Source organism: Brevibacillus brevis (genome assembly GCF_031583145.1).
Classification (GTDB): domain Bacteria; phylum Bacillota; class Bacilli; order Brevibacillales; family Brevibacillaceae; genus Brevibacillus; species Brevibacillus brevis_E.
Genome location: NZ_CP134050.1, coordinates 5,267,768 through 5,293,446, shown reverse-complemented (window position 1 = coordinate 5,293,446; position 25,679 = coordinate 5,267,768). Strand labels below are relative to the sequence as shown.

At 56.5% G+C, this 25,679-nt stretch carries 25 protein-coding genes and 1 riboswitch; of the genes, 18 read left to right on the top strand and 7 right to left on the bottom strand.

All coding sequences use genetic code 11. The features are described 5' to 3' along the window. Positions 1–3: 3 nt before the first annotated feature. On the bottom strand, positions 4–1,011 hold the full coding sequence (locus RGB73_RS26235) for a BMP family ABC transporter substrate-binding protein (protein WP_310766084.1): 1,008 nt from the start codon (positions 1,009–1,011) through the stop codon (positions 4–6). A gap of 124 nt (positions 1,012–1,135) precedes the next feature. Beyond that, positions 1,136–1,516, bottom strand: a complete 381-nt coding sequence (locus RGB73_RS26230) for a hypothetical protein (RefSeq protein ID WP_310766083.1) — start codon at positions 1,514–1,516, stop codon at positions 1,136–1,138. 165 nt (positions 1,517–1,681) lie between these two features. Between RGB73_RS26230 and RGB73_RS26225 the strand changes: the two genes are divergently transcribed. Continuing rightward, positions 1,682–1,873, top strand: coding sequence for a hypothetical protein (locus RGB73_RS26225; protein WP_310766082.1), 192 nt, complete (start codon positions 1,682–1,684; stop codon positions 1,871–1,873). A gap of 126 nt (positions 1,874–1,999) precedes the next feature. After that, on the top strand, positions 2,000–2,353 hold the full coding sequence (locus RGB73_RS26220; RefSeq protein WP_310766081.1) for a response regulator: 354 nt from the start codon (positions 2,000–2,002) through the stop codon (positions 2,351–2,353). 721 nt (positions 2,354–3,074) lie between these two features. On the opposite strand, the gene RGB73_RS26215 is transcribed toward RGB73_RS26220, so the two are convergent. Then, positions 3,075–4,064 carry an ornithine cyclodeaminase family protein gene (locus tag RGB73_RS26215; protein WP_310766080.1) on the bottom strand — a complete coding sequence of 330 codons (990 nt, stop codon included), beginning with the start codon at positions 4,062–4,064 and terminating at the stop codon, positions 3,075–3,077. A gap of 416 nt (positions 4,065–4,480) precedes the next feature. On the opposite strand from RGB73_RS26215, the gene RGB73_RS26210 reads away from it, so the two are divergent. The 3 genes from RGB73_RS26210 to ald all read left to right on the top strand — a co-directional run bounded on the left by RGB73_RS26210 (position 4,481) and on the right by ald (position 7,618). Next, the gene (locus tag RGB73_RS26210) at positions 4,481–5,029 is read left to right on the top strand and encodes a helix-turn-helix domain-containing protein (protein WP_310766079.1); all 549 of its coding nucleotides are present in this window, start codon (positions 4,481–4,483) and stop codon (positions 5,027–5,029) included. A gap of 98 nt (positions 5,030–5,127) precedes the next feature. Next, complete coding sequence (locus RGB73_RS26205) at positions 5,128–6,363, top strand: PucR family transcriptional regulator (RefSeq protein ID WP_310766078.1); 1,236 nt, start codon at positions 5,128–5,130, stop codon at positions 6,361–6,363. Positions 6,364–6,493: 130 nt separating this feature from the next. Further along, complete coding sequence (ald, locus tag RGB73_RS26200; protein ID WP_310766077.1) at positions 6,494–7,618, top strand: alanine dehydrogenase; 1,125 nt, start codon at positions 6,494–6,496, stop codon at positions 7,616–7,618. Positions 7,619–7,731: 113 nt separating this feature from the next. Here ald and RGB73_RS26195 read toward each other — a convergent pair whose 3' ends face one another. The 3 genes from RGB73_RS26195 to RGB73_RS26185 are packed head-to-tail and all read right to left on the bottom strand — an operon-like array spanning position 7,732 to position 11,373. Further along, positions 7,732–8,904, bottom strand: a complete 1,173-nt coding sequence (locus RGB73_RS26195) for a Ger(x)C family spore germination protein (protein WP_310766076.1) — start codon at positions 8,902–8,904, stop codon at positions 7,732–7,734. Then, positions 8,901–10,283 carry a spore germination protein gene (locus RGB73_RS26190; RefSeq protein WP_310766075.1) on the bottom strand — a complete coding sequence of 461 codons (1,383 nt, stop codon included), beginning with the start codon at positions 10,281–10,283 and terminating at the stop codon, positions 8,901–8,903. Before RGB73_RS26190 ends, RGB73_RS26195 begins: the two co-directional genes overlap by 4 nt. Next, the gene (locus RGB73_RS26185) at positions 10,273–11,373 is read right to left on the bottom strand and encodes a GerAB/ArcD/ProY family transporter (RefSeq protein WP_310766073.1); all 1,101 of its coding nucleotides are present in this window, start codon (positions 11,371–11,373) and stop codon (positions 10,273–10,275) included. The genes RGB73_RS26190 and RGB73_RS26185 overlap by 11 nt, the downstream gene beginning before the upstream one ends. 146 nt (positions 11,374–11,519) lie before the next feature. On the opposite strand from RGB73_RS26185, the gene RGB73_RS26180 reads away from it, so the two are divergent. The 5 genes from RGB73_RS26180 to RGB73_RS26160 all read left to right on the top strand — a co-directional run bounded on the left by RGB73_RS26180 (position 11,520) and on the right by RGB73_RS26160 (position 15,765). Further along, positions 11,520–12,608, top strand: coding sequence for a quinone-dependent dihydroorotate dehydrogenase (locus tag RGB73_RS26180; RefSeq protein WP_310766071.1), 1,089 nt, complete (start codon positions 11,520–11,522; stop codon positions 12,606–12,608). Positions 12,609–12,731: 123 nt separating this feature from the next. Further along, a riboswitch (cobalamin riboswitch) is annotated at positions 12,732–12,925 on the top strand. 128 nt (positions 12,926–13,053) lie between these two features. After that, positions 13,054–13,815: an energy-coupling factor ABC transporter permease gene (locus RGB73_RS26175; protein ID WP_310766069.1), complete on the top strand. Its 762-nt coding sequence runs from the start codon at positions 13,054–13,056 to the stop codon at positions 13,813–13,815. Then, on the top strand, positions 13,812–14,096 hold the full coding sequence (locus RGB73_RS26170) for an energy-coupling factor ABC transporter substrate-binding protein (RefSeq protein ID WP_310766067.1): 285 nt from the start codon (positions 13,812–13,814) through the stop codon (positions 14,094–14,096). Before RGB73_RS26175 ends, RGB73_RS26170 begins: the two co-directional genes overlap by 4 nt. Further along, positions 14,093–14,899 (top strand): cobalt ECF transporter T component CbiQ, encoded by an 807-nt coding sequence (cbiQ, locus tag RGB73_RS26165; RefSeq protein WP_310766065.1) that lies wholly within the window; start codon positions 14,093–14,095, stop codon positions 14,897–14,899. Before RGB73_RS26170 ends, cbiQ begins: the two co-directional genes overlap by 4 nt. Beyond that, positions 14,896–15,765: an energy-coupling factor ABC transporter ATP-binding protein gene (locus RGB73_RS26160; protein ID WP_310766063.1), complete on the top strand. Its 870-nt coding sequence runs from the start codon at positions 14,896–14,898 to the stop codon at positions 15,763–15,765. The genes cbiQ and RGB73_RS26160 overlap by 4 nt, the downstream gene beginning before the upstream one ends. A 43-nt stretch (positions 15,766–15,808) precedes the next feature. On the opposite strand, the gene RGB73_RS26155 is transcribed toward RGB73_RS26160, so the two are convergent. Continuing rightward, on the bottom strand, positions 15,809–17,755 hold the full coding sequence (locus RGB73_RS26155) for a sigma 54-interacting transcriptional regulator (RefSeq protein ID WP_310766061.1): 1,947 nt from the start codon (positions 17,753–17,755) through the stop codon (positions 15,809–15,811). A 186-nt stretch (positions 17,756–17,941) separates the two neighbouring features. Between RGB73_RS26155 and RGB73_RS26150 the strand changes: the two genes are divergently transcribed. The 8 genes from RGB73_RS26150 to RGB73_RS26115 all read left to right on the top strand — a co-directional run bounded on the left by RGB73_RS26150 (position 17,942) and on the right by RGB73_RS26115 (position 25,623). Beyond that, positions 17,942–18,577: an RraA family protein gene (locus tag RGB73_RS26150; protein WP_310766059.1), complete on the top strand. Its 636-nt coding sequence runs from the start codon at positions 17,942–17,944 to the stop codon at positions 18,575–18,577. 31 nt (positions 18,578–18,608) lie between these two features. Then, entirely contained in the window at positions 18,609–20,153 is a 1,545-nt protein-coding gene (locus RGB73_RS26145) for a glutathione ABC transporter substrate-binding protein (RefSeq protein ID WP_310766057.1), read from the top strand. Between the two features lie 13 nt (positions 20,154–20,166). Further along, the gene (locus RGB73_RS26140; protein ID WP_310766056.1) at positions 20,167–20,976 is read left to right on the top strand and encodes a carbon-nitrogen hydrolase family protein; all 810 of its coding nucleotides are present in this window, start codon (positions 20,167–20,169) and stop codon (positions 20,974–20,976) included. Positions 20,977–21,037: 61 nt separating this feature from the next. Continuing rightward, positions 21,038–21,958, top strand: a complete 921-nt coding sequence (gene nikB / locus RGB73_RS26135; RefSeq protein ID WP_310766055.1) for a nickel ABC transporter permease — start codon at positions 21,038–21,040, stop codon at positions 21,956–21,958. 18 nt (positions 21,959–21,976) lie between these two features. After that, the gene (gene nikC, locus RGB73_RS26130) at positions 21,977–22,879 is read left to right on the top strand and encodes a nickel transporter permease (RefSeq protein WP_310766054.1); all 903 of its coding nucleotides are present in this window, start codon (positions 21,977–21,979) and stop codon (positions 22,877–22,879) included. A 16-nt stretch (positions 22,880–22,895) separates the two neighbouring features. Then, entirely contained in the window at positions 22,896–23,894 is a 999-nt protein-coding gene (locus RGB73_RS26125; protein ID WP_310766052.1) for an ABC transporter ATP-binding protein, read from the top strand. Further along, entirely contained in the window at positions 23,875–24,840 is a 966-nt protein-coding gene (locus tag RGB73_RS26120) for an ABC transporter ATP-binding protein (RefSeq protein ID WP_310766051.1), read from the top strand. Before RGB73_RS26125 ends, RGB73_RS26120 begins: the two co-directional genes overlap by 20 nt. A gap of 33 nt (positions 24,841–24,873) precedes the next feature. Then, the gene (locus tag RGB73_RS26115) at positions 24,874–25,623 is read left to right on the top strand and encodes a creatininase family protein (RefSeq protein ID WP_310766049.1); all 750 of its coding nucleotides are present in this window, start codon (positions 24,874–24,876) and stop codon (positions 25,621–25,623) included. Positions 25,624–25,679: the final 56 nt, after the last annotated feature.

The following is a 25,679-nucleotide window of genomic DNA, read 5'->3' as shown; positions in this document are numbered from 1 at the left end:
GGACTATCCTCCATGCGAGACAGGGGACTCGAGAACCAGCTTCAGCTCCCTGTCTATTTCTTCGCGAATCTTCTGTGGAACCATCGGACCAAAGGGACTGAACTTGTTGACGCCCTCGGCGAGGCCGTACATGACCTTTCCGCTGGGCAAGCTGCCCCGGGTATACTGCTCCATGATGATCCGGTAGCACTGCCGGACGTCCTGCATCATGGAAGCCAGGACGTAATCCGGCGCGATGTAACGCTGATCGGCGATGTATCCGATCGAATAGACTTTGGAACGCTGCGCTTCCGTAATGACGTCCAGATTGAAGCTGTCGCCGGTTGTGTAAATGACGTCCACGCCAGCGGCAATCATCTCCCGTGTGACGCGGACAGCCGTAGCGATGTCGTTGAAGTCCGGTACTTTCCCTACGACGACACGGGTGCGAGGCGAGACTTTTTTGACGCCATCGCGGAAGCCCTCGATCTGCGCGAGCTCGGGCGGTTTGTCCACGTAGACGTATCCGACCTTGCCGGACTTCGTCATTTTCGCGGCCAAAAAGCCTACCAGATAGCCAGTAGGCTTCATGTCGTAACGAATGGTCGTCTGGTTGGGGAAAGGCGCTTCCCCGTTGAACGAGACGAAGCGGGTGTTTGGATAAAATCGTGCCACTTGCGTAAACGGATCGGAAAAAATGACGCCGTGGCCCAGGATGAGATCGTAATCGTTGGAAGCGTATTTGGCTGCCGTCGCCGTGATCTGGTCAGGCTTGAGATTGTTGGCGACTTCTAGCGAAAATCCGTATCTTTTTTGCAACTCGTTCAAGCTCTCCAGCGCGCTGCTGTTCCAGCCTTGGTCGTACGTCGGTCCTTCCAGCAGCAGGGCGACCCGCAGCTTGTTTGCGGATTGTCCCCGTTCATTGATGGAGTGAAGATAACTCATGCTGATAAGAAATTGACTCGTAATGAGCAGAAGCAACCCAACGACCAAACCGGCGAAAAGGGCGGGGAATGGTTGCCATTTGGGCATGGACGATTCCTCCAGATAGGAAAGAAAAAATAGACACAAGAGAACTGATTTCGATAACGCTGTGAAAAATCCTGTTGGAAATAAAAGAAAACCCGCGCACAAATACGCGGGTTTGTCGCAGGAATTAAAATTTGGTGCCACGCTGCCAAGCATTTTGGTTGTCGGTTGTGTGGGCTGTTTGCGGCCCCACTGCCATGGAGGTATTGCCCATCGGGTACGGATTTTGGAACTGGTTCAACGATTGGATGGCTTCTGGGGAAATGTGTCCCTGATAGACGAGAGCGGCCGGAGATACCTGATTGTTGAAGGCCGTCGTCTTTTCATTGTAGGCTGACTGGTTGGCGTACATTTGCCCGTTGGAGAAGCTCTGGGCCTGGTTTTGGTGGAACGTGGCTTGCTGATGGTGGAACATGGCTTGCTGCTGATGAGCTTCCGCATGGTAGCGGTGCATCTGCGCGTGCTGTTGATGGGCAAAAGCCAGCTCGTGTTGTTGTCGATTTTGCATTCGGAATCTCCTCCAGAACATGGGTTTTCTTACAGCAAAGGGCATGAAAGTCCCTTCAAAGTATGTCCAAGGAAGAGAGGAATATACGGGGGAATGGTCGGCAGACACTGGGGCAGGCTATAAAAGGAGCAAGCATTCACAGCCAGCCAAGGAGGAGAATGGAACATGGACGATCGGATCGAAATCCCGCAAATTGAAGTTCCTGACGAAGTAAGGCAGGTGGACCTTCCCGAAATCGGAGAGACGACCCCGCATCCCAAGCCGGATAGCCCCCAGGCGGAGAGAGGTTCTGCGAGCTATGTCGAGGGCGACGCTGCACAGGAAAGCGAACGGCCGATCGGCTTTTTCACACCATAGCCTGAGCTTCGACATCTTTTTCAATGAGTTCGACAAAAGAAGTCATTATCTCTCGTGGACAAGCTCCGCTATTTCTGCAAAAGTAGAAGGTAGACGTGAGTATTGAAGCGAGGGGATTGGGACATCATGGCCCGAGTGCTGATTGTTGATGATGCTGCCTTCACGAGACGCATGCTGACTGACATGGTAGGAGGACAACACGAAATCTGCGGAGAGGCCAGCAACGGTTTGGAGGCAATTGAAAAATACAAAGAACTGAAGCCCGACATCGTCACGATGGACATCACTATGCCCGAAATGCACGGAATTGACGCGATGCAGAAAATACTCGACTACGACGGCAATGCCAAGGTGCTGATCTGTTCGGCCATCGGCCACCGCGCCAAAGTCCTGGAAGCCATGAAAAAAGGCGCCAGCGACTTCGTAGTCAAGCCGTTTCAAAAGGAACAGATCCTGGACGCCATCACGAGGCTTTTGTAACGAATAGAATGTCAAGGAAAAGACCGCCGAGTTCCCAAATGGACAGGCGGTTGTTTTTTTGTCTGGAGGAATCTATTTTTCAGATGCTCTGATGACCACGGATGACTTACATGCGGAGCTTACAAAAAAGCCCCCAGAACCCGCCCCAAACCCACCGCAGCCCAGGAAAAAGGAGAAAAAAGCGAAGGTCTTTGGGAGGCCGACCGAAGCGGAATGGAGAAAGCGAAACACGCCCGAGCGTCCACCTTGAGACCCACCCCCGAACCCGCTGCTTTGGACGCCGTTTCGCTTTCGGAATGCAGCTGGACAGGACAGCTTCCAAGCAGGCCGGACAAGAACCTGCCAGCGTTTTCTCCTTTTTCCGCCGAACGGCCGCCGAGGCTTTGGACGTAATTGGAGGCTCCCAAGAGGCACTGTAGAAAAAAGGCCCCCAGAATCCACCCCAAACCCACCGCAGCCCAGGAAAAAGGAGAAAAAAGCGAAGGTCTTTGGGAGGCCGACCGAAGCGGAATGGAGAAAGCGAAACACGCCCGAGCGTCCACCTTGAGACCCACCCCCGAACCCGCTGCTTTGGACGCCGTTTCGCTTTCGGAATGCAGCTGGACAGAACCAGCTTCCGAGCAGGCCGGACAAGAACCTGCCAGCGTTTTCTCCTTTTTCCGCCGAACGACCGCCGAGGCTTTGAATGTGAACGGAACCGCCGAAGCCTTATTCGAAAGCCCTACAGCTCAATCCTGACCCCGACTCCAGCCTCCAAGGCCCGCTCATAAACCGCCTTCGCCACAGCCGTATCCAGGTAGGCGATCCCCACGGACTTGTACAGCGTGATCTCGTCGGCATGCTCCCGTCCAGCTTTCGACCCCGTCACGATTTCCCCCAGCTCTCCGTGCAGGGCATCAAAGCTCCATTCCCCGCGGCTGACAGGGATCAAGAGATCGCCCGCTTCGTGCAGGGCGCCTTCTTCCGTATCGACTACCACCTTGCTGCTGCGGAGCAGCGTCGTCAGATCGACCTCCTGCATATGGGGGAGGAAGGCGCCGATCGCGTTGATATGCGTTCCTGGACGCAAACGGTTGCCGTCAAACAGCGGCGCGGTTGCCTTGGTGCTGCAGATCACGATATCGGCGCTTTCGACCGCCTCGTTCGGATCTTCTTCCACCCGGATCTCTCCGCTCCAGTGGGGGTATAGGCCGAGCAGCGTTTCTCTCAGCTCGTCCGCCTTGGCACGCGTCCGGTTGTACAGGATGATGTCCGTCAGATTGCGCACCTCCATCACCGCCTGGATCTGCCCGAGGGACTGCGCACCGCATCCCAGGACGGCGCAGCTCGCGGCATCTTCCTTCGCCAGGTACTTGGTGGCGACCCCGCTGCTCGCTCCCGTACGCATGACGGTGAGCAGGCTTGCATCCATCATGGCGACGTGCTGGCCGGTTTTTGCCTCAGTCAGCAGAATGACGCTTTGCAATGCCTTGATGCCATGGGCGTGGTTCTCGGGAAAAATGCTGATCACCTTTACCCCGACGTAGTCGTCGGACTCCAGATACGATGGCATGTACAAGCTGGTCGCCCCGTATTTGGGATGATCGATCGCCGTGCGCACAGGCGTCACGACGTGTCCCTCCACATGATCGCGGAATACTTTCTCTACATCCCGCAAGCAATCTTTCATCGTGTAGATCCGCTGGATGTCCTCCCGGGTCAAAACAAGCATGGTATCCTTCCTCTCCTGATCGGATATTTTTTGAAATCATGAATTGAAGTGTCACTTCAATTATCGGTGATAAAAAAATTCGCCTGAAGCGAGAATACAGTTTTGTGATAGACCCACTCATTATACCACGGGCTTGCCATGCGTTAAAAGTCACTAAAGGAAAAGCTGCCCAGGGCGCAAAGCCGATTTTTTCTAGGAGGCGAACAACAAGATTCACGCAGCCCCCTGAACGGCAGCCAGCTCGGACATCGCATCTGCTGCGATCTTCGGGGCATTGCCCTAGAAAGAGGAGTGCCACTTTCGGCAAACGCTGCGGTGCTGCATCCCGGAGGCCGATCCATAGGGCCGAATTCTTTGCACCTTTTGAGGGCAAGGAGTATGATAGAGATATCCTGCATACATCCGAGGTATTGCTGATGGAATCCAACTTAGGAAAACTGATCAAAGCGCTGCGAGTGGGCAAAAAAATGACACTCAAGCAAATATCTGAAAAAACAGAACTCTCCATAAGCTTCCTTTCCCAGGTAGAACGGGGAAAGTCATCGATAACGCTCGAGTCCTTGAAAAAAATTTCCGAGGCGCTGGATGTCAGCCCGAGCTACTTTTTCTCGGAGGAGCCGGCAGCGGCCAAGACGAGACTGCACAGGGGAAGCCGCGTCTCTCCGCGCAAGCAAGAGCCCCCCTTTGTCTTCGAAGACTTGTCTGGCGATCTCGCCAATCCGTTGATGGAGCCGATTCTGGTGACCCTGCTGCCGCATGACGAGAAAGGCACGCCTTTCGTCCACAAGGGGCAGGAATTCGTGTATGTGCTGGAAGGGGTCCTCACCCTGCTGCTGGGAGACGAAGAGATCGATTTATATCCCGGCGACAGCATCCACATGGAATCCTCTACCCCTCACAATTGGTTCAACCGGACGAGCGAGCAGGTCAGATTTCTCTGCGTCAATTGTTTGCCCAAGGCATGAGAGGCTGCCACGCCCCTCGACATCCTTTCTGTACAGGCTCCCCCGACCGATTGGGTCAAGGCGGAGCCCACTTTCGAAATCGTATCTGAGGTGGAACTGTGTCTCTTCAACCAAACTATTTTCAACAGTACCAGCATGCCGATATCGATGAATTGGCCGATGTGATCGGGGAGCTTTTGCAAAATCCCATCACCATCGAGGATGCCGACCACAAGCTGATCGCGTACAGCTCGCACGGAGAGAGCACCGATCAGGCGAGGTGGTCGACGATCATGGGACGGAGAGTGCCGGAGAAAGTATTGACCCGCCTGTGGAAGGACGGGGTGTTTCAGGCGCTGCTGACGCAGGACGACCCTGTCCATATCCCGGCGAAGGACGAAATCGGGCTGGGCAATCGGGTAGCCATCGCGATCCGCCGCAACAACGACGTCATGGGGTATATTTGGGCACAGGAAGTGAATCGTCCTATCTCGCAGGACGACGATGAGATCCTGCGCCAGGCTGCAAAGGCGGCGGTGTCCCGGCTCATGCAGCGCCAGGGCAAGCGGAAGGCGGAGGAGCAGCGGCGCAAGGAGTTTTTGTGGGAGCTTCTTCTGGGCAATCACAACAGTGAGACCGCCATCCGGCAAAAGGCCGAGAGCCTGCAGATGGCATTGCCGGCTTCCTACCTGATTTGCATCGTCGAAGCGGCTGGCGCGCGTCTCGATCAATATCTGTATCCGTTGCTCATGCGCGACAAGCTCTACTGGGTCGTGGACGGTCCCCAGATTATCCTCTTGATCGGGATGTCCGAAGCGAAGAAGGAGCAGGGAGATGTGCTGCTCCGCAAAGTGGAGCATTTTCTCGCCGACTCGCTGGAAAAGCTGGAGACGCACGTCAGCGAGGGGCAAGTCACGGCAGGCTACGGGCTCGGGTACAAGTCCTACACGGATATTGTGAAAAGCTACCGAGAAGCGCTGCACGCCGTCAAGGTAAAGAAGCTCTTTCCCCGCGAAACCTCCGGCATACACGGGTATCACGAGCTGGGGATCTACCGCTATTTGCTGCAAGTGAAGCAGTGGGAAGAGGAGCAGGGATACCATAGCGAGCGGATCGAAAAGCTGCGGCAGTACGACAAGGACAACCAGACCGCCATGCTGGAGACGCTGGAGACGTTTTTGGATGCGGCGGGGAAGGTCAACGTGACAGCGCAGCAGCTCCACGTCCACATCAACACGCTCAGCTACCGGCTGCGGAGGATCGAGGAAATCATCCGGGTCGACTTGGAAAATATGAATCAACGCGCAGCCCTCTACCTGGAGCTGAAAATGGAAAAACTGAACGGCGAACAATAGTTTGTTTGTGGATTTTCACAAATAGAGGGACGGCAAGATTAAAGGAATCCCCAAGGAAACGCATGCAAAAATCGCAGTACAATGGTACTACTCTCAATAAAATCGGCGTTTCCAAGGAGGACTACCTATCATGATCGTCGGAATTCCCAAAGAAATTAAAAATAACGAAAACCGCGTAGCAATCACTCCAGCAGGCGTGGCAGCGCTGGTGCAAAACGGCCACAGCGTCGTCGTGGAAAACAACGCAGGCCAGGGCAGCGGCTTTACCAACGAAGACTATTCCGCCCAAGGCGCGAAAATCGTGGAAACTGCAGCCGAAGCATGGGCTGTCGACATGGTCATGAAAGTAAAAGAACCGCTCCCTTCCGAGTACGGATACTTCCGCGAGGGACTGATCCTCTTCACGTATCTGCACCTGGCTCCAGAGCCCGAGCTCACTCGCGCTCTGATGGAGAAAAAAGTGGTGGCCATCGCGTATGAAACCATTCAGCTCGACAACGGCGCACTGCCGCTTCTCATGCCGATGTCCGAAGTAGCGGGCCGCATGTCCGTGCAAATCGGCGCGCAATTCCTGGAAAAACCATACGGCGGAAAAGGCGTCCTGCTCGGCGGCGTACCTGGCGTGCCAAAAGGTGAGGTCGTGGTAATCGGCGGCGGTATCGTAGGGACCAACGCAGCGAAAATGGCACTTGGACTGGGTGCAAACGTCACGATCCTCGACGTGAACGCAGACCGTCTGCGCCAGCTCGATGACCTGTTCCAAGGCCGCGTGCAAACGCTCATCTCCAACTCCTTCAACATCGCAAATGCCGTGAAAAAGGCTGATCTGGTGGTAGGCGCTGTACTGATCCCTGGGGCACGCGCACCGCGTCTGGTGACCGAGGCGATGGTAAAAGAAATGACGCCGGGCTCCGTCATCGTCGACGTGGCGATCGACCAGGGCGGTTCGATCGAAACCGTGGATCGCATCACGACTCACGACAACCCGACGTACGAAAAACACGGCGTCATCCACTACGCAGTAGCGAACATGCCGGGTGCGGTCGCTCGCACATCCACGCTGGCGCTGACCAACGTGACGGTACCGTATGCCGTCCAGCTGGCCAACAAAGGCTATGCGCAAGCGATCCGCGACAACAAGGCGCTGGCAAAAGGCGTAAACGTGATCGAAGGCAAAGTGACGTACAAAGCGGTTGCCGATGCGCATAATCTGCCTTACGCAGCTATCGAAGACGTCCTCCTGGTGAAAAACTAATCGCAACGACATAAACCAAGCGGCCTGACCCTTCCTGAACGAGGGGGCGGGCCGTTTTTTCGCGGAACCATCCAGCTTGGCGCGGCGCGGAGAGGACCAACGAAAGCGGCCGGTTACTTGGGAAGCAGATCCTCTGGGTAGCTGTACCAGTTTTGCTTCATCTTTCCGGAATCGCTCAAATAGACGTGAACGTCCACGCCATCCAGCGCCTCTGCCTTGATTTTGTTGGCATGGTTGCGGCTAAACTGCTTCCAGCCCTTGAGGTCATGCTTGTACAACACTTCCTCGAGGCTGTACAGATCGGCCCCCCGTTTGACCCCCGTCAAAAACGTTTCCTGTATTTGTTGCCGAACCTCTTTTTCGGCGATCCGCCTGATGTCTTTTGTCGAGATCTTGCTCATGACCTCCCGAATAAAACCTTTCAGATGGACGTGGAGGTGAAAGCGCGGGTTTTCGCCCCCCTGAACAGGGACGACCTCCACCCTTACATTCTGAATGCGCAATGTCGCTTTGGGGACGTTTTTCTCGCGAATGATCAATCCGCCAAACTCCGTATGCGGGTTGATCCAGCGTAGGCCAAGCAGCTCGGGATTGGTAAAAAATCCGTCCCACTTTCCCCGGCGGATGGCATGGATGCCGTCGATCGTGAGGCGGGAGACAAAGTCGTTGTTTTCTTTCCACGACTTCTTGTAGAGCGTGATATTCGGCAGGATGACAGTATTGCTCGGCTCCCAGTAGCGGGCAATGAATTTGTAGAACTGGATCGGCTCGATGAAAGAGCGCTGCTTGTACACATCCTGCGGCTGATGCAGGATGGAAATCAACGGCGAAAAGCCTGTCAGGGCGTGATTGCTGAGCACGTCCTCCAGCGGATCGCGCGTACCAAACACCCATTTTGTATAACGAAAAAGGCCGTAGCGATTCAAGATGTCGTACGCCGGCAAAATGTCTCTTTTCAAGATCCGCTCGTGAAAGATCAGGGAATTGACGAAGCCGTTGAACATCGGGATTTGGGAGTTTTTTTGCAGATTGTCGATCGCGTTTTGCAGGGTCTCGCCTCGGCCAATCGCGATAACGGCGGGCGACGACGTCTGGTCCGGCGATTCCTGCTTGGAAACGCTGGCGAGATCGGAGGACTGGGCGTACACGACGTACTGATCGTCGACGTAATCGACCCCGATCGCTGTTAGATAAAGAAGGTCCTGGATCGATTTCTGATCCCAGCAGCCGCTGAGCAGGGGCATTGAGCAGAACAGCAGGACGGCTGCCAGCAGTCGGCGCTTCACGAGGCATCCCTTCCTTTTTTGGCGGATTGCCGAAAGATGCTGACCAGAGTACGGAACAAGATCAGGAACAGCGTATAGAACAAGTTGGACGACTGGAAGAGCACGTACGGCCTGCCAAAGGAAGTCAGCGTGGACAAATAGTAGAGAATGAGAATATTGCTGATGACAAAGCCGTACGTCCCCAGCGTGGCCGAGAGCAGGAACACGACGAATCGGGACACGGTGACGGCTCCGCTAAGGGATTGATTGATCAGCGTAAAGGAGGCGACGACCGTCAGCGAGGCGATAAACAGCATCGAAGGGGAAGTGAATCCGGCCCGGATCGAAGCGTCCCCGATGATGAGCGCGCCGACGAGAGCCAGCGTCTGTCCCACAGTTTTGGGCAGACGGGCGCCTGCTTCACGCAAAAATTCAAAGATGAACAAGACGCCCAGCAATTCCATGGGAGCGGAAAACGGCAACCCTTTTCGGCCCTGTGTGAGCGTCGCCAGCAGCTGGAACGGGAACTCCTCGATGTTGTAGGCAGATAAAGCGATCCAGAAGCCGGGCAAAAAGACGGAAATCCAGATCCCGCCGAGGCGGAGAATGCGTTCCATCCATACGAGGGTGACCGGATACTGGTCGTCTTCGGGAGACTTGATCAGCTCCAGCAGGGTGACGGGCGCGATGAGTGCCAGCGGAGAGCCGTCGACGAGGACGATCGCTTTCCCCTCCATCAGCATGATAATGGCTTTATCCGGCCGCCCGGTATAGTCCACAAGCGGAAACACGGAATACGTCTGGTCGCTGAGCTTTTGCTCCAGAATGGCGCTGTTGACGATTTTGTTTTGTGCGCAGTCAAGCAGCCTTTCCCGCATGGTTTCCACAATATCGGGGGCGGTTCCGTCGCGCATGTAAAGGAGGGCGACTTTGGTGCGGGAACGTGTCCCCAGCGTGAAAGTTTCGCTGGCAAGGGAGAGGGTGCGGAGCCGTTTGCGGATCAGGGCGACGTTGGCGGAGATGTCTTCGATGAACCCGTCGCGCGGCCCTTTGATCGACACTTCCGTATTCGCATCTTCGGTCGTGCGCTGCGGACGGTTGGACACCTCCCAGGAAAAAGGGGGGAGCTCCCCGATAAAGACGAGCAAGTCTCCGGCAAACAAACGGTCCACCCATACATGTTGGTCGTCCTCCAACCGAGAAAGCGGGAGTGCGCGAATGTCCCCGGCGGAGAGATGCTCATTGAGCTGAGGGATGACGAGGCGCTGCACTTCTTTCAGATCGACGAGCCCTTGGCAATAGACGAGAAGCACAGGCTGGTCTTCCTGCGTGACAAGGCGCATCGTCTCGACGTCTGCGCAGTGGGAAAACAGGCTGTGGATCTCATCCTCACGCGTCATGGTCTGCTCTCTCCTCTCTGTTAGGTTTTCTTAGAGCCAGACCTGCCACCATGAGTGTAAGGAGTATCGTCATCACCAAGTAAATCGGGTAATAAAGATCGCTCAAAAAGCGGACGAACGTCATGTCGCTGAAACGCAGGCCGGTAACGGCGATCATGCTGCCCCCAAGCACAAGCAAGACGAGCGTCCGGGCTTTGACCGTATGTACGTTCAATATTTCCGTCATCAGCATCAGACAAAGGGTGATCCGGGTGAACGAACCCGACAGCCATTGGAAGATGGCAAAGAACTCCATGTTCTCAATATCCTTGCCGATCGTCAGGAGGCGCCATTGCTCAAATGCGGGAAACCGCTGCCGGGATGATTCGATGGGACCGAATTCCGCGATGGCGCCAGTGAGGGGGCTGAGTGTGAGAATGATGATGATGACGAACATGATGAGAAAATGAATGAGCCGCAGCGGCTGCCTCACGTGATGCTGCAGCAGCAGAAGCAGCACGAGCTCGGCGAATCCTCCCCCCGCATAGATCATTCCATGCAGGATCGGCATCGGCCCGAACTGGTACACGGGCAACAAGAAGCTGTAATCCTTCTTGGGCATATTCCCGAAAGCGACGTAGAAGCCAAGCAAGGCTACGAGCGGCAGCAATACTCCCGCTGTCATGCCCAGAGGTCCGATGCCTCCATACGCGGCGATGGCGCACAGCAGCACAAGCACGAGCGCTGTGACCCACTCGGGTGTGCGAGGCAGGTAGTTTACGGTTGTCCACGTTTGGGTATCAATCAGATGAACGAGTGCCATTCCGTACAGAGACACCAGCAACGGGGTCAGGATGAGGTAGCCTCCGAATTTTCCGCTTGTCCGCAGGATCCATCGATTCAGCGGCTGTCGATGAAGACGAGTGTTGATGAAAGCTAGCAAGCAAACCCAACCGATAAAAGGTATGGACGCGAGCAGGACACTTAGCCAGGCATCGCGTTTGGCGCTGCTGAGCAGCAACGGAATGACCGTGACGTGGTTGGTGATGCCGACAGTCAGCATGATCGTCATGATCGCCTGACTAATCCCGATTTTGCCGTCCACTTTCATAGAGATTATTCGTCACCTCCGCGAAGGATGGTACTGCTAGGATTTACCTGCCCATCTGGAAATATGTATCACGGATAAAGGTTACCCACCCTTTGAAAATATGGTATTCTACTATGAGGTAAAACGGAGTAAGGAGTGCAGCCACGATGTATCAGCTTATTCGCAAGTATCTGTTTCAGCAAGATCCTGAAGAGATTCACGAGAAAACGATTCATGCCCTCAAGCTGGTGGAAGAATCCGCTCCGGGCAAAACATTGTTGAAAATGATGTACCAGCTGCGGGACAGCCGCCTGGAAACCAGTCTGTGGGGCCTCAAGTTCCCCAATCCGGTCGGGTTGGCAGCGGGTTTTGACAAAAATGCGGAAGTATACCATGCGCTCGGAGCGCTTGGGTTTGGATTTGTAGAAGTAGGAACGCTCACCCCGCAAGGGCAGCCGGGCAATCCGAAGCCGAGGCTGTTTCGCCTGCCTGAGCACCAGGCAGTGATCAACCGGATGGGCTTCAACAATCACGGGGCCTATCTTGCTTCCCAACATTTGGTGGATTTCGCCTATTCCGATGTTCCGATCGGGATCAATATCGGCAAGAACAAAGTGACGCCAAATGAGGAAGCGGCCAGCGATTACAGCAAATGCCTGGACATGCTGTACGCCTATGGCCATTATTTCGTGATCAATGTCAGCTCTCCGAACACCCCGAATCTGCGCGACTTGCAGGAGACCGAAAGCTTGCGGGTGCTTATTGCCGCCGTCAAAGAAAAGGCGGCTGAACTGGAAATGCGCGGCATCAAGAAAAAGCCGATCCTGTTGAAAGTGGCGCCGGACATGTCGGACGAGCAGATGCGGGACGTCGTCCTTGCCGCAGTCGAGGAAGGCATCTCCGGTATCATCGCGACCAACACGACGCTGTCTCGCGAAGCCGTCGCCAACCATCCGAAGGCGGAAGAAGCGGGGGGACTCAGCGGAAAGCCGCTGACGGAACGATCTACGGCATGGGTCAAAGAAATTTACCAGGAAGTCGGAGCCAAAGTGCCGATTGTCGGTGTCGGTGGCATTTACACCGGCGAAGACGCCTATCAGAAAATCCGGGCGGGGGCGAGTCTGGTGCAGGTGTACACCGGGATGATCTACCAGGGGCCGGGAATCGCCAAGCAAATCAACAAGAAGCTGCTCAAGCTGCTGGCAAGAGACGGGTTCACCCACATCAGCGAAGCGGTCGGGGTGGACGCAAAGTAACTCAGGAGCAGCCAGTGCCAAAACCGATGGTTCCGCCGTGGAGCCGTCGGTTTTTTCTATGGTTCTCTTTTTTCATTGCCTGGAGTATAATGTGGATGGACAATCAGAAATGTCCGAGAATTACATATTGTTGGCGTTAGGTGCCTTTATGTGAATAGACACATACAGGGTAACAGGGAATCGGGTGAAAGTCCCGAGCGGTCCCGCCACTGTAACCAGGGAGTTCTCTTTGAAAGATAGCCACTCATTGACATGGGGAAGGACAAAGAGCGCAAAGATCTGGAAGCCAGGAGACCTACCTAAGCTGCCGCACCCGGAACCTTCGCGGAAAGGAGAGGTGAATACAGAGGCAATAGGGCTGGTGGGTCAGTCTATTGTTTTGGTATGCAACAATCTCATCCACTTTGGGGATGAGATTTTTTGATTCAAAGGAGGAATCGGATTCATGAATCGTTCTCGATTGGTTTCCAGCTGTCTGTTGATAGCCGGCTTCGTCGTTTACTTTCTGTTCAATGAGCCGCAGACAGGACATGCCATGCACATCATGGAAGGCTACCTGCCGCTGTCCTGGGCACTGTTTTGGTGGGTGGTCTTCCTGCCGTTTTTTGTACTGGGGCTGCGCCAAATCAACCGGATCGTGAAAGAGCATCCCCAGATGAAGCTGCTGTTGGGCGTCTCCGGAGCCTTTGCTTTTGTGCTGTCCGCCCTGAAAATTCCGTCGGTCACGGGAAGCAGCTCGCATCCGACCGGGACAGGGCTTGGAGCGATCATGTTCGGACCGCTCACGATGTCGGTGCTCGGCAGCATGGTTCTGCTGTTTCAGGCGCTGCTTCTGGCTCACGGCGGTTTGACGACGCTGGGAGCGAATGCCGTGTCCATGGCCGTGGTCGGTCCGATGGTCGCTTACGGGGTCTATCGCCTGATTGCGAAAAGCGGCAAACAGCGGACCGCCGTGTTTGCGGCAGCGGCATTAGCTGACTTGTCCACGTACGTCGTCACTTCGCTTCAGCTCGCCTTGGCCTTTCCGGCGGCGACAGGGGGAGTGCTCGCCTCCTTCGTCAAGTTCGCAGGCATTTTTGCCATTACCCAGGTGCCGCTTGCGATCAGCGAAGGGCTGTTGACTGTGCTCGTGTGGAACTGGCTGCAGTCTTACAATGCCAATGAATTGGCGCAACTGCGCCTCTTCAAGCGGGAGGAATCGCTGTGAAAAAAGGAATGAACTGGCTTCTGATCTTGGGAGTCGTCGTATTGGCTGCGCTGCCGCTTCTGTTCATCAAGGATTCGGAGTTCGGGGGAGCGGACGGCGCGGCAGAAGAAGCGATCAAGGAAATCTCTCCGTCGTACGAGCCCTGGTTCCAACCGCTGATCGAGCCGCCGGGCGGAGAAACCGAAAGCCTTTTGTTCGCGGTGCAGGCGGCTTTAGGCGCGGGTGTCATCGGATATGCCGTGGGAGTTTATAAGGGCCGCATGGAAAAGTCGAAGAAATGAACTGGCAGCAGCTTGATTCCCTTTCGTATCAAAATCGGCTGCGGCATTTGCCCCCCGTCCAAAAACTCCTGTTTGCGGGCGTGCTGCTGCTGCTCGCATTGGCCGGGCATTCGGTCGTGCAGCTGCTGATTTTTCTCTGGATGGGAGTATGGGTGGTAGGGTACGCGCGAATACCGCTCCGCTCCCACCTGCTGTTTTTGCTCCTTCCGCTGTCTTTTTTCGTAGCGGGGTTGCCCGGTCTGCTCTTTGATCTGACAGGACACGATCCGGTAGCCCCCCGTCCATCCCAATGGCTGGTGTCCTGGCAAGTCGGCCCGTACGCCATTTACGTCGCAGCGGCCTCAGCCAGCCGAGCGCTGGAGCTGCTTGTCCGCATCATGGCCAGCCTGGCGTGCTTCTCGTTTCTGCTGTTTACCATCCCGTTTGCGGAAATGCTGCAAGCCTTCCGCAAGCTCGGGATTCCGGAGCTCGTCACGGATCTGTTGATGATCATGTACCGGTTTATTTTTGTCCTGCTGGATACTTCGTTTCAGCTGTGGGTCGCCCAGCGGTTCCGCGGCGGTCACCAAGGGTTCCGGGCGTTGCTGCGCGATGTCGGCATGGTGGCGGCCCAGCTGTTTGTCCGGGCCATGCAAAAATACCGGTCCTTGTCCATGGGCATGGCCGCCAGAGGATTCGCGGAAAACTTTCAAGTGCAAAGCCTTCGTACCTATGCGCGCTCTCCCCGGTACGAACGGGAAGCGGTAGCAGGATGCATCGCGCTGGTTGTCATAGAGTGCCTGACGGGAGGTTGGCTGTTTTGACATCGTGGTTACTGGAATTTTCAGAGCTGCAATTCACGTATCCGGGAAGCGGAAGGCCTGTCCTGAGAGGGGTCAGCTTCGGCATTCCGGAGGGGAAAAAATGCGCCTTGCTCGGACGCAACGGCTGCGGCAAATCGACGCTGTTTCTGCATGCAAACGGGATCCTGCAGCCACAGGCAGGACAAGTCTCATGGAGAGGGGTGCCGTTTGTCTACAAGCGTTCCTTCTTGCAGGAAATGACACAGAAGGTGGGGCTCGTTTTTCAGGACCCCGAGCATCAGCTGATCGCAAGCACCGTCGCAGAGGACATCTCGTACGGACTGGTCAACCGGAAGCTGCCGCCGGAGGTCATCCGCGAAAAAGTCGAGAAGGTGCTGGCTGCATTCGGCATGACCGAGCTGGCCGATGTGCCCATCCACCATCTGAGTCTCGGACAAAAGCGGCGACTCGCACTGGCCGGTGTGATGGTGTTGGAGCCGGAGCTGCTGCTGCTTGACGAGCCCACGGCCTACCTCGACCGTTATCAGACGAAAGTGTTGCTCCGCGAGCTCGACGCCATCCACCAGGAAGGGACGACTGTCTTGATGGCGACGCACGATATGGACATCGCCTTCGAATGGGCCGAGTGGATGTGCGTCATGGATGGGGGACGTCTCGTCTTTGCCGGAGAGCCGCGGGAGGCGCTGGAGCAGAAGGCAATGCTGGAGAGCCTTCATCTCGGCGTCCCCCTGGTAGCGGAGGTGTGGGAGGTGCTGCCGGATTCCTTGAAAAGGGAGCTGGGAGCCGGCATTCCCCGATCCGTCGATGAACTAAAGAACAGGCTGGCCGGGCGGTTCGAAGCGAAGCGCGAGACGGCTCCGGTGTAGAAGCATCCTTGCTCACGAACGGGCAAGGATGTTTTTTTTTCCCTTATAAGGAGATCCCCAGCTCCTTCAGCTTGCGGTAGAACGTCGTTCGGCCCATTCCCAGCCTGGTGGCCAGCATGGTCTTGTCCCCGCGAAACTGATCGATGAACCAGGTCATGATCACGCGCTCCGCCTCGACCACACTCTCCCGGTATCCTTCCTTGAGACCGATTTCGATCCGCTGATCGCCAGGGGCACATTCCGCAGCCCGATCCTCCATGCATTCCGCTATGATCTTCCGGCACGTGTCAGGTCCGAAAGTCTTCCCGGGCTCGCACAGGATAGAAAAGCGCTCCAGGATGTTGTACAGCTCCCGGATGTTGCCCGGGTAGGAGTACTTCTGCAGTTCCCCGCACACGCTCTCGATGAACGGCTCGATCTGCTGATAGAGCTCGAGGTTTTGATGCCGCAAGAATGGCTTGGTCAGAAGGGGGATGTCTTCCAGCCGGTTTCGCAGGGGAGGGACAGACAGTTTCAGAACATTCAGTCGATAATAGAGATCTGCCCGGAATCGGCTGCTACGTACCAGCGGGAGCAAATCTTCATTGGCCGCAGCGACGACCCGGATATTGATAGGGATGACTTTGCTTCCTCCGACGCGCACGACTTCTTTTTCTTGCAGCACACGCAGCAATCTCGCCTGGAAATGAAGCGAGATCGAATTGATTTCGTCCAGGAACACCGTGCCGTTGTGGGCGATTTCGAACAGCCCCTTCTTGCCGTTTTTGGACGCTCCGGTAAACGCCCCGTCCTCATAGCCGAACAGGTGGCTCTCCAGGAGCGTTTCCGGCAAAGCCGCGCAGTTGATGGCGACGAAGGGCTGCGATTTTCGGTTGCTGTGGTTGTGGATGCTTTGGGCCAGCAGTTCTTTCCCGGTGCCGGTTTCCCCGATGATCAGGATCGTGGAGTCGGTCTGCGAAAAGCGCTTGGCGCGTTCCATGGTCCGCTGCATGGCTTCATTTGCGCTGATGATGTCTTCGAAGCGGGCTTTGGCGACCAGCCCCTTCGCCTCGTTCTCCAGCCGGTACTTTTGCTCAATGTTTTGAATGTGCGTGATGTCTTGAAAGGTCAGTACAGTCCCGATCTTGGCGTCCTTTTGGTAGATGGCTGTCTTGTTTGTATTCAAACGGGTTTGCCTGCACGTGACGATCTTGTCCTGAAAGCTCTCTTCGTTCGTCAGCTCAGGGAGGCAGACGCTCGGCACGGTGTCGGACAGGTCTCGCCCGACGAGGTTTTCGTCCGGGAGCTGCAGCAGGTGCCTGGCAGCATCGTTGACAATGGTGATCTTGTCGCTCTCATTCGTGGCGATGATTCCGTCGCGGACCGAATTGATGATCGCTTTGAAGGCCTGATTGCGCTTTTCTTCTTCCCGTTTGAAATGAATGATCTCCAGCGCGCGCTCGATGGATTCGATGATGCTGTTCTCCGAGTAAATGAGGGTGCCGTGCATGCCGTATTGCTTGGCGTAGTTGACGGCCAGGCCTGTCCCGATGACGGCCCCGTCCTTCTTTGAAAATTCGCTTATTTTCAGCTGGAGCTCGGCAGGGGTGACGTAGTTGAAATACTCGAGCTGGATATTCAACAGCTCCTGCAGCGTGGAGAAGTCGTATCGCAAATCCGACAGCTCTGCCATGGCGATCGCGATGTGGCGGGAGTAGGGGACCGACTTTTTGACAGCGGCGAGAATGTCTGTGGGAGTGAGGTGCAGGTGGATGATGGGGATGTCCGTTTTGCCTGCAAGCAGTCCTTCGACAAAGCGGCCGGTCACGATGATGTCTGTGCCCGTTTTCTCGATCAGGGGCAGGATGGTGGGAATGAGGTCCTTGGACTCCAGCTGCTGGATTTCGACCAGCTGGAAGTGGACGTCCAATTGCGGGGCGATGGCGGTCGTGACCTGTTCGGCCAGGCCGATAAACTCTCCTTGCCCCACGATGGTAATGTTGGTAGTCATGCTGTTCCCCTCCTGGTGGGAGAAATGACGTTCGCCAGTCTATGCTGGTACCTATTTTAGTACGTTTGTTCCGAATTTGGAACGGATCGTGGCGCATCAGCGGACATGAATGCAGTTATTTGAATATTCGGATTAATGGCACAGGCATTGCAAGAATTACCTGGCAAACGAAAGGGGGAGAACATTTTGTTTACCGTCAAACCGAGAGTGCAAGGGGCAACGGAAGAGGTGCTCGCTCTGTATCAAACGGTCAGTCCTTCGACCATCGGCCACTTTACCGATTTTGGCTTTCTGAATGGCTTGCAGCCGCTGTTTCGGCCCATTCGCCTGGTGGGCAACGCCGTGACCGTGAGAATACCCCACATCGATGCGACTGCGATCCGCCACGCGTTGGAACTGGTGGAGCCTGGAGACGTCCTCGTCATCGACATGTCGGGTGACGAAAAGCGGGCGTGCTGGGGAGAGTTTTTGACCTATGCGGCCCTCACGAAAAAAGCAGCGGGTGCGATCATCGCCGGGTGCGTGACGGATGTGCGCCCAATCATGGAATTGGGCTTCCCTGTCTTTTCCCTCGGCGTCAGCGCGCTCACGACCCGCACACTGGGCCTGGAGGGGGAAGTGAATACGACGGTGAGCGTCTGCGGCGTGTCTATCCACCCGGGGGACCTGATCGTCGGGGATGACGACGGAGTGTTTGTCGTAAGTCCCGCCCTCGCCAAGGAGTACGGGGAGAGAGCGCTGGAAAAGCAGCAAAAGGAAGCGGAGATGAGGCGGGAGCGCGGGTACGACCAGCTGCTTGCATCTCGCGTGACGAAGGCTTGAAACCATCCAAGCGCAAAAGGGGGAATCGCGGATGAAATGGGAGAGGATAGGCAAACGGGGGTGGCTGTTGGCCGTGGTGCTGGCGCTTCTGGTAACGGCGTGCAGTTCGGAATCTTCCTCATCAAACGGGGAGGTGGAGGCCAAGGATTTGGTCGTCGGGCTGACAGGGGATCCAGTGAGCTTGGACCCGCACAATGCGACTGATACGATTTCCAGCCTGATCAACTATCAAATTCTCGACACGCTGGTCGCGTTCAACGACAAAATGGAGATCGTCCCGCGGCTCGCGGAAAGCTGGACGACGTCCGACGACGGGAAGACGTGGACGTTCAAGCTGCGGCAGGGCGTCACTTTCCAGGATGGCACTCCGTTTACGGCGGAAGCGGTGAAAACAAATTTCGAGAGGCTGGCAGACAAAAGCAAAAAGCTGAGCCGGCGCGTGCTGGTCGGCCAATTCATCGAGTCGATTGCGACCAATGGCGATTCGGAAGTCGTGTTTCATCTCAATACCCCGCAAGGGCCGTTCTTGAATAACTTGGCGGTCACGGCGAGCGGGATTCTGAGCCCGAAACAGATCAAAGAAGATGAGCAAGGCATCGCCAAGCATCCGATCGGAACCGGTCCATTCACATTCAAGGAATGGACGCCCGGGAACCAGCTCGTGCTGGAAGCGAACCCGCAGTATTGGGGCGGGAAGCCCGGGGTGAAATCCGTCACGTTCAAGCCGGTGCCGGAAAACGCGGCTCGGGTCATCATGCTGGAGACGGGCGAAGCGGATGTGATCGAAAAGGTGCCAGCCTCGGAAATCGAGCGATTGAAATCGAACGAGGAAGTGCAGATCGTCTCCAGACCGACGAACCGGGTATTGTACGTCGGGATCAATACGACTGTCGCTCCATTTGACCAAGTAAAGGTGCGCCAGGCGCTCAACTACGCTATCGACCGGGAGACGCTGGTGAACAAGCTGTACGAGGGCCGCGTGAAGATGGCGACGGCAGCGGTGGCGGCGCAGACGTTTGGATACAGCGACGTGGGAGCGTATCCGTACGAGCCGGAAAAAGCGAAGCAGCTGCTGAAGGAAGCGGGGGTCAAGGAGGGGACCAAGTTTCGGCTGATTCTCGCCGCCAACGTCATTCAGGACAGACCGGCTGCCGAGTTCGTCCAGAATGGCTTGCAAAAGCTGGGACTTGTCGTGGAACTGAAGATTCTGGAGCTGGGCTCGTATCTGGAAACGCTGAAGGATCCGAAGACGTACGACCTGTTCGTGAGGGGGGCTTCCGCGGCGACGGGCGATGCCGACTCCGTGCTGAGCGACGGTCTCTTGTCCACGAGCGCCACGAACTACTCCCACTATTCCAACCCGGAGGCAGACAAGCTGATCAAAGCCGGCGCGGCGCAGGTCAAGCCACAGGATCGCCAGAAGACCTACGCGGAAGCGCTCAACATCATCAAGGATGACGCGCCGTGGATTTCCCTGCACGAGGACGTGGGCTATGTCGGCGTCAGGAAAAACGTCGAGGGTGTAGAGGTGCAGCCGACCTATATCTGGGACTTGCGCAAAGTCGTGAAAAAGTAGAAGGGGTGATTGTATGTCTTTTCAAGTCGTGATGGCTCAGTTGGGCTCGACCGATGACAAGCAAGTGAATGTGCAGAAGGCGGAGGCGGCCATTCGGGATGCGAAGCAAACGTACGGGGCGGATCTGGTCGTGTTTCCCGAGGCCTATATGAGCTATTTCATCGTCGGTACGCCCACAGAAGTCAAGCTGAACGATGCGGAGAGCATGGCGGGCCCGTTCGTCAGCCGGATGTGCGGGCTGGCGAAAAAGTACGGCGTGTGGATTATTTTCGGCATGCGAGAGAGGACAGAGGATGCGCAGGATGACAGGGTATACAACTCGGTGGTCCTGGCGAATTCGGATGGCGAGATCGTGAGCACGTACCGGAAGACCCACCTGTATGACGCATTTGGAGCCCAGGAATCGCTCGCGATCAAACCGGGCGACTCCTTGTTCGAGCCAATCGACACACCATTCGGAAAGATCGGGCTGCTCGTCTGCTACGAATTGCGCTTTCCGGAAATCTCCCGCCATCAGGCCTTGCGCGGCGCGGACATCCTGATTGTGCCCTCCGGATGGGTGAAGGGGCCAGTCAAGGAACGGCACTGGGAAAGCCTGGTGACGGTGCGGGCGTTGGAAAACACGTCGTACGTGGTCGCCTGCAACCAGGTCAACGACCATTACATCGGGCAGAGCCTTGTCGTCGATCCGATGGGAGTCGTGCTGGCGCGCGGCGCGGAGACGGAAGCGCTCGTCCCTTGCCGCATCGATCTGGACCGCGTGCGGCAAGTGCGTGCCAAGTTGCCTTCTCACCTGCACAGGCAGCCGGAGCTTTATGTCTGACAGCCTGCGAAAAGCAAAACGGACTGACTGAATCGCGAAGGGAAGGGAGGCGGCGATTGAGTTGCTGAGCTATATCGTCAAACGTTTGCTGCAAATGATTCCGACCTTGATCGGTGTATCGATCCTCTGCTTTGTCATCATCCATTCCGTTCCGGGAGACCCGGCGAATCTCATCGCCGGCGCAGATGCCACGGCGGAAGAGATCCAGATCGTCAAGGAGCGGTTGGGCCTGGATCGGCCTTTGTACGAGCAGTACGGGAGCTATGCTTGGGGATTGCTTCAGGGGGACCTGGGCAAATCCCTTCGCTCCGACCGGCCGGTGGCGGAAGAAATCCTGACTCGGTTTCCGAGCACCATCCTTTTGACGATGCTTTCGGTCGTCATCATGGTTATCGTCGGCCTCTTCGCGGGAATCGTCTCCGCGACTCGGCCAAACAGCGTCCGCGACAACGCCACGATGATGTTCTCCTTGTTCGGGATCTCCATGCCGGTATTTTGGTCAGGCATCATGCTGATTCTGGTGTTTTCGTATTACTTGCAATGGCTGCCATCCGGGGGGAGCACGCAGCTCAAGCATTACATCCTGCCCGCCATCGCGCTGGGGGTGTCCTCCTCGGCGGTGCTGGCTCGCCTGACTCGCTCCAGCATTCTCGAAGTGATCCATCAGGACTTTATCCGTACGGCCCGCGCCAAAGGGGTGAAGGAAAAGCTGATCATCTACAAGCACACGTTGAAAAACGCCCTGATTCCCATCATTACGATCGTGGGATTGGAGTTCGGCCACTTGTTGGGGGGAGCGGTGCTGACCGAGACGGTATTCTCGATGAACGGCATCGGCCGCTACATTATTCAATCGATTCAGTTTCGGGATTATCCGGCCATCCAGGGAAGCATCCTGTTCGTCGCAGCGATTTTCGTCATCGTGAATCTCGTGGTGGATTTGTGCTACGGGGCGGTCGATCCCCGCATCCGCTACGACTAGAAAGGGGGAATAGAAGCCATGAGCGATACGGACATCACTTTGCAGGTAGGCGCTCCAGCTCCGGAAGCCGCCTACAAGCGGCGCTCGCCCTGGGCTCTGATGATCCGCCGGTTCAAGAAAAACAAACGCGCCCTGGTCGGCTTTTGGATGGTCGTCGCGTTTGTCGGTCTGGCGGCGTTTGCTCCATGGATCGCGCCGTATGATCCGATCGAGCAGAACATGAACGTGATCCTGCAGCCTCCGTCCGCCGCCCACTTCTTCGGGACGGATGAGTACGGGCGGGACATTTTTTCCCGCATCATGTACGGCTCGCAAATCTCGTTGATGATCGGCATTGTCGGCGTGATGATTTCCGTCGTGCTGGGAGTCGGCTTGGGCACGCTCTCCGGTTATTTCGGCGGAAGGACGGACATGTTCATCATGCGCATGATGGATATTTTCATGGCCTTTCCCAGCTTTCTTTTGGCGCTTGCGATCGTCAGCGTGCTGGGGCCGGGGATGATCAACGTCATGATCGCGATCGGGATCTTCTCCGTTCCGACCTTCGCACGCATTTCCCGCAGCGCCGTCATCGCGGTCAAGAACAAGGAGTACATCGAGGCGGCGAAATCGATGGGGGCCAGCCATTCCCGCATCATTATCAAGCACGTGATCCCGAACAGCGTCGCGCCCATCATCGTCCTCTCTACCATGCGCATCGCAACGGCGATTCTCACGGCATCCGGTCTCAGCTTTCTGGGGATGGGCGCTCAGCCGCCTACGCCGGAATGGGGGGCGATGCTGAGCACGGGGCGCGAATATTTGCGCACCGCCCCGCACGTGAGCACGATCCCGGGCCTCGCCATCATGTTTATGGTACTGGCGTTCAACATGCTGGGAGACGGCCTGCGGGATGCGCTGGACCCGAAGATGAAGCTGTGAGGAAGGGGGGAGCGGCATGGAGCGGTATTTGCTCGAGATCAAAGGACTGAAGACGTATTTTTTTACGGACGAAGGGGTCATCGCGGCGGTCGACGGCGTGGATATCCGGATTCGGGAAGGAGAAACGGTAGGGATCGTCGGGGAGTCCGGCTCCGGCAAAAGTGTGACCTCCTTATCGGCGATGCGGCTGACGCCCGGCAAGGTGGTGGATGGCTCGATCACGTTTGACGGAAAAGACATTCTGGCGCTGCCGGAGGAACGGATGCGGGAGATTCGGGGCAATCAGATGGCGATAATTTTTCAGGAGCCGATGACGTCCCTGAACCCTGTCTTCACGATTGGCGATCAAATCGGGGAAGTCGTCCGCATCCACATGAAGTACACCAAGGCACAGGCAAGAGAGCGAGCCGTGGAAATGCTGAGGCTGGTGGGCATTCCGCGAGCGGAGCAAATCGTGGATGAATATCCCCATCGCTTGTCGGGCGGGATGCGGCAGCGGGTGATGATCGCCATGGCGATGGCGTGCGATCCCAAGCTGTTGATCGCCGATGAGCCGACGACGGCACTGGACGTGACCATTCAGGCGCAAATTCTGGACTTGATGCGTGAGCTGAAAGAGAAGAAGGGAACGGCGATCCTCCTGATTACGCACGATCTGGGCGTGGTGGCGGAGATGTGCGACCGCGTGGTGGTGATGTACGACGGAAAAGTGGTGGAAGAGAGCGATGTCGTCACTCTTTTTACGAATCCGCAGCACCCGTATACCCAAGGCTTGATGAAGTCGATGCCGACGCTGGATTCGCAGGAGAAACGGCTGTATTCGATCAAAGGCAGCGTACCTGCCCAGGGAACCGTGCGCGAGGGGTGCAGCTTTGCTCCCCGCTGCGACAAGGCGATGGATTTGTGCCGCATCCAGCCCCCGCCCTTGGAGCGAATCGAGAGGGGACACCTCAGCCGCTGCTGGCTCCACACGTCCGACGAGGGGAGGAGCGCGCATGAATCGTCCGCTCATTGAAGTGACCAGCTTGAAGAAGTATTTCCCGATCAAGAGGGGGATGTTCAGCCGAACCGCAGGGTATGTCAAAGCGGTGGACGGTCTGGACTTCTCCATTTACAAAGGAGAGACGCTTGGGCTCGTGGGCGAGAGTGGCTGCGGCAAGTCCACGACGGGTAGAGTCATTTTGCGCTTGCTGGAGCCGACCGCAGGGGAAGTGAAGTACGAGGGAAGGAATTTGGTCGGGATGAGCGCAAGCGAGCTGCGGAAAATCCGCAAAGACATGCAGATGGTCTTCCAGGATCCGTACGCTTCCCTTGATCCTCGCCTGACGGTGGGAGATATCATCGCCGAGCCGCTGGAAATCCACCGTATCGCCCAAGGGAAGGAAAAAGAGCGGCGAATTGATGAGCTGTTGAATGTCGTGGGCCTGAGCAGCTATCACGCCAAGCGATACGGCCACGAATTCAGCGGCGGCCAGCGCCAGCGGATCGGCATCGCCCGGGCGCTGGCACTGAACCCCAAGCTGATCGTCGCCGACGAGCCGGTATCTGCACTGGACGTGTCCATCCAGTCTCAGGTGATCAATTTGTTGCAGGACTTGCAGGAGCAATTCGATTTGACCTATTTGTTCATCGCGCACGATCTCAGTGTCGTGAAGCACATCAGCAACCGGATCGGCGTCATGTACCTGGGGCGGATCGTAGAGCTGGCGGATAAGCACGAGCTGTTCGAAGCCCCGAAGCATCCGTACACCAAAGCTTTGTTGTCAGCGGTGCCCACTCCCAATCCCCTGCTCAAAAAAGAGCGGATTGTCCTGCGCGGCGATGTGCCCAGTCCGTCCAATCCCCCTGCCGGCTGCACGTTTCATCCGCGCTGCACGGACTGTATGGACATCTGCAAGACGGTCAAGCCCGAATTCAAGCTGCGGGACGGCCGCTACATCGCCTGCCACTTGTACGAGTAGACGCGAACCGAGCTTCGCAAGGAGGAGAGTTGAATGATCGATACGAACCGTATGCAGGAGATGAGCTGGACGACATTTGCGGAGCGCAAAAAACAGACGGACCTGGTCCTGATTCCATCAGGAGCCTGCGAGGTGTATGGCCCGCACTTGCCAATGGGCTCGGACATGCTCGTCGCGACGAAGCTGGCGGAGCGGGTCGCCGAGCGGGTGAACGCCATCATCGGGCCGACAGTGGAGGTCGGGGATTCATCGGCGCTTGACAATTTTCCGGGGACGATCACGATTCGTCCGGACAGCTTTGCGAACTACCTGAAAGACGTCGTGGACAGCCTCGTGAAATGGGGGTTCAAAAAGGTGTTGTTTATCAACGGCCATGCAGGCAACGTCGCGATGATCAACCACGTATCGCACATGTGGCGGGAGCACCCGGAGATTCGCTTGGCCCAGATCGACTGCTGGCGGTTTATCAAAGCGCAGGATGAGGGGGTGGTAGAGTCAGGTGAGGTGGCCCATGGCCATGCCGGGGAAGCCGGTACGTCCGTCATGCTGTACTTGCATCCGGAGCTCGTGGATCAGACCCGTTTCGTGGACGAAGTGCCGAAGCAAAAAGACCGGTTTCCGGACGTGATCAAATACGCGCGGTATGCAACCAAATCGCAGCTAGGTACGATCGGATACCCGACCATGGCGACGCGCGAAAAAGGAGAGCTGCTCGTACAGCGGTCGGTGGACCGGATCGTTCAGTTTTTGCAGGAGACGTGGGATGTTTCGCCGCGCAAATAGCGGCTCGCCTGGCAGCATGAGAAACCTGGCTACGCCATGCCTTTCGGTTGCCCTTA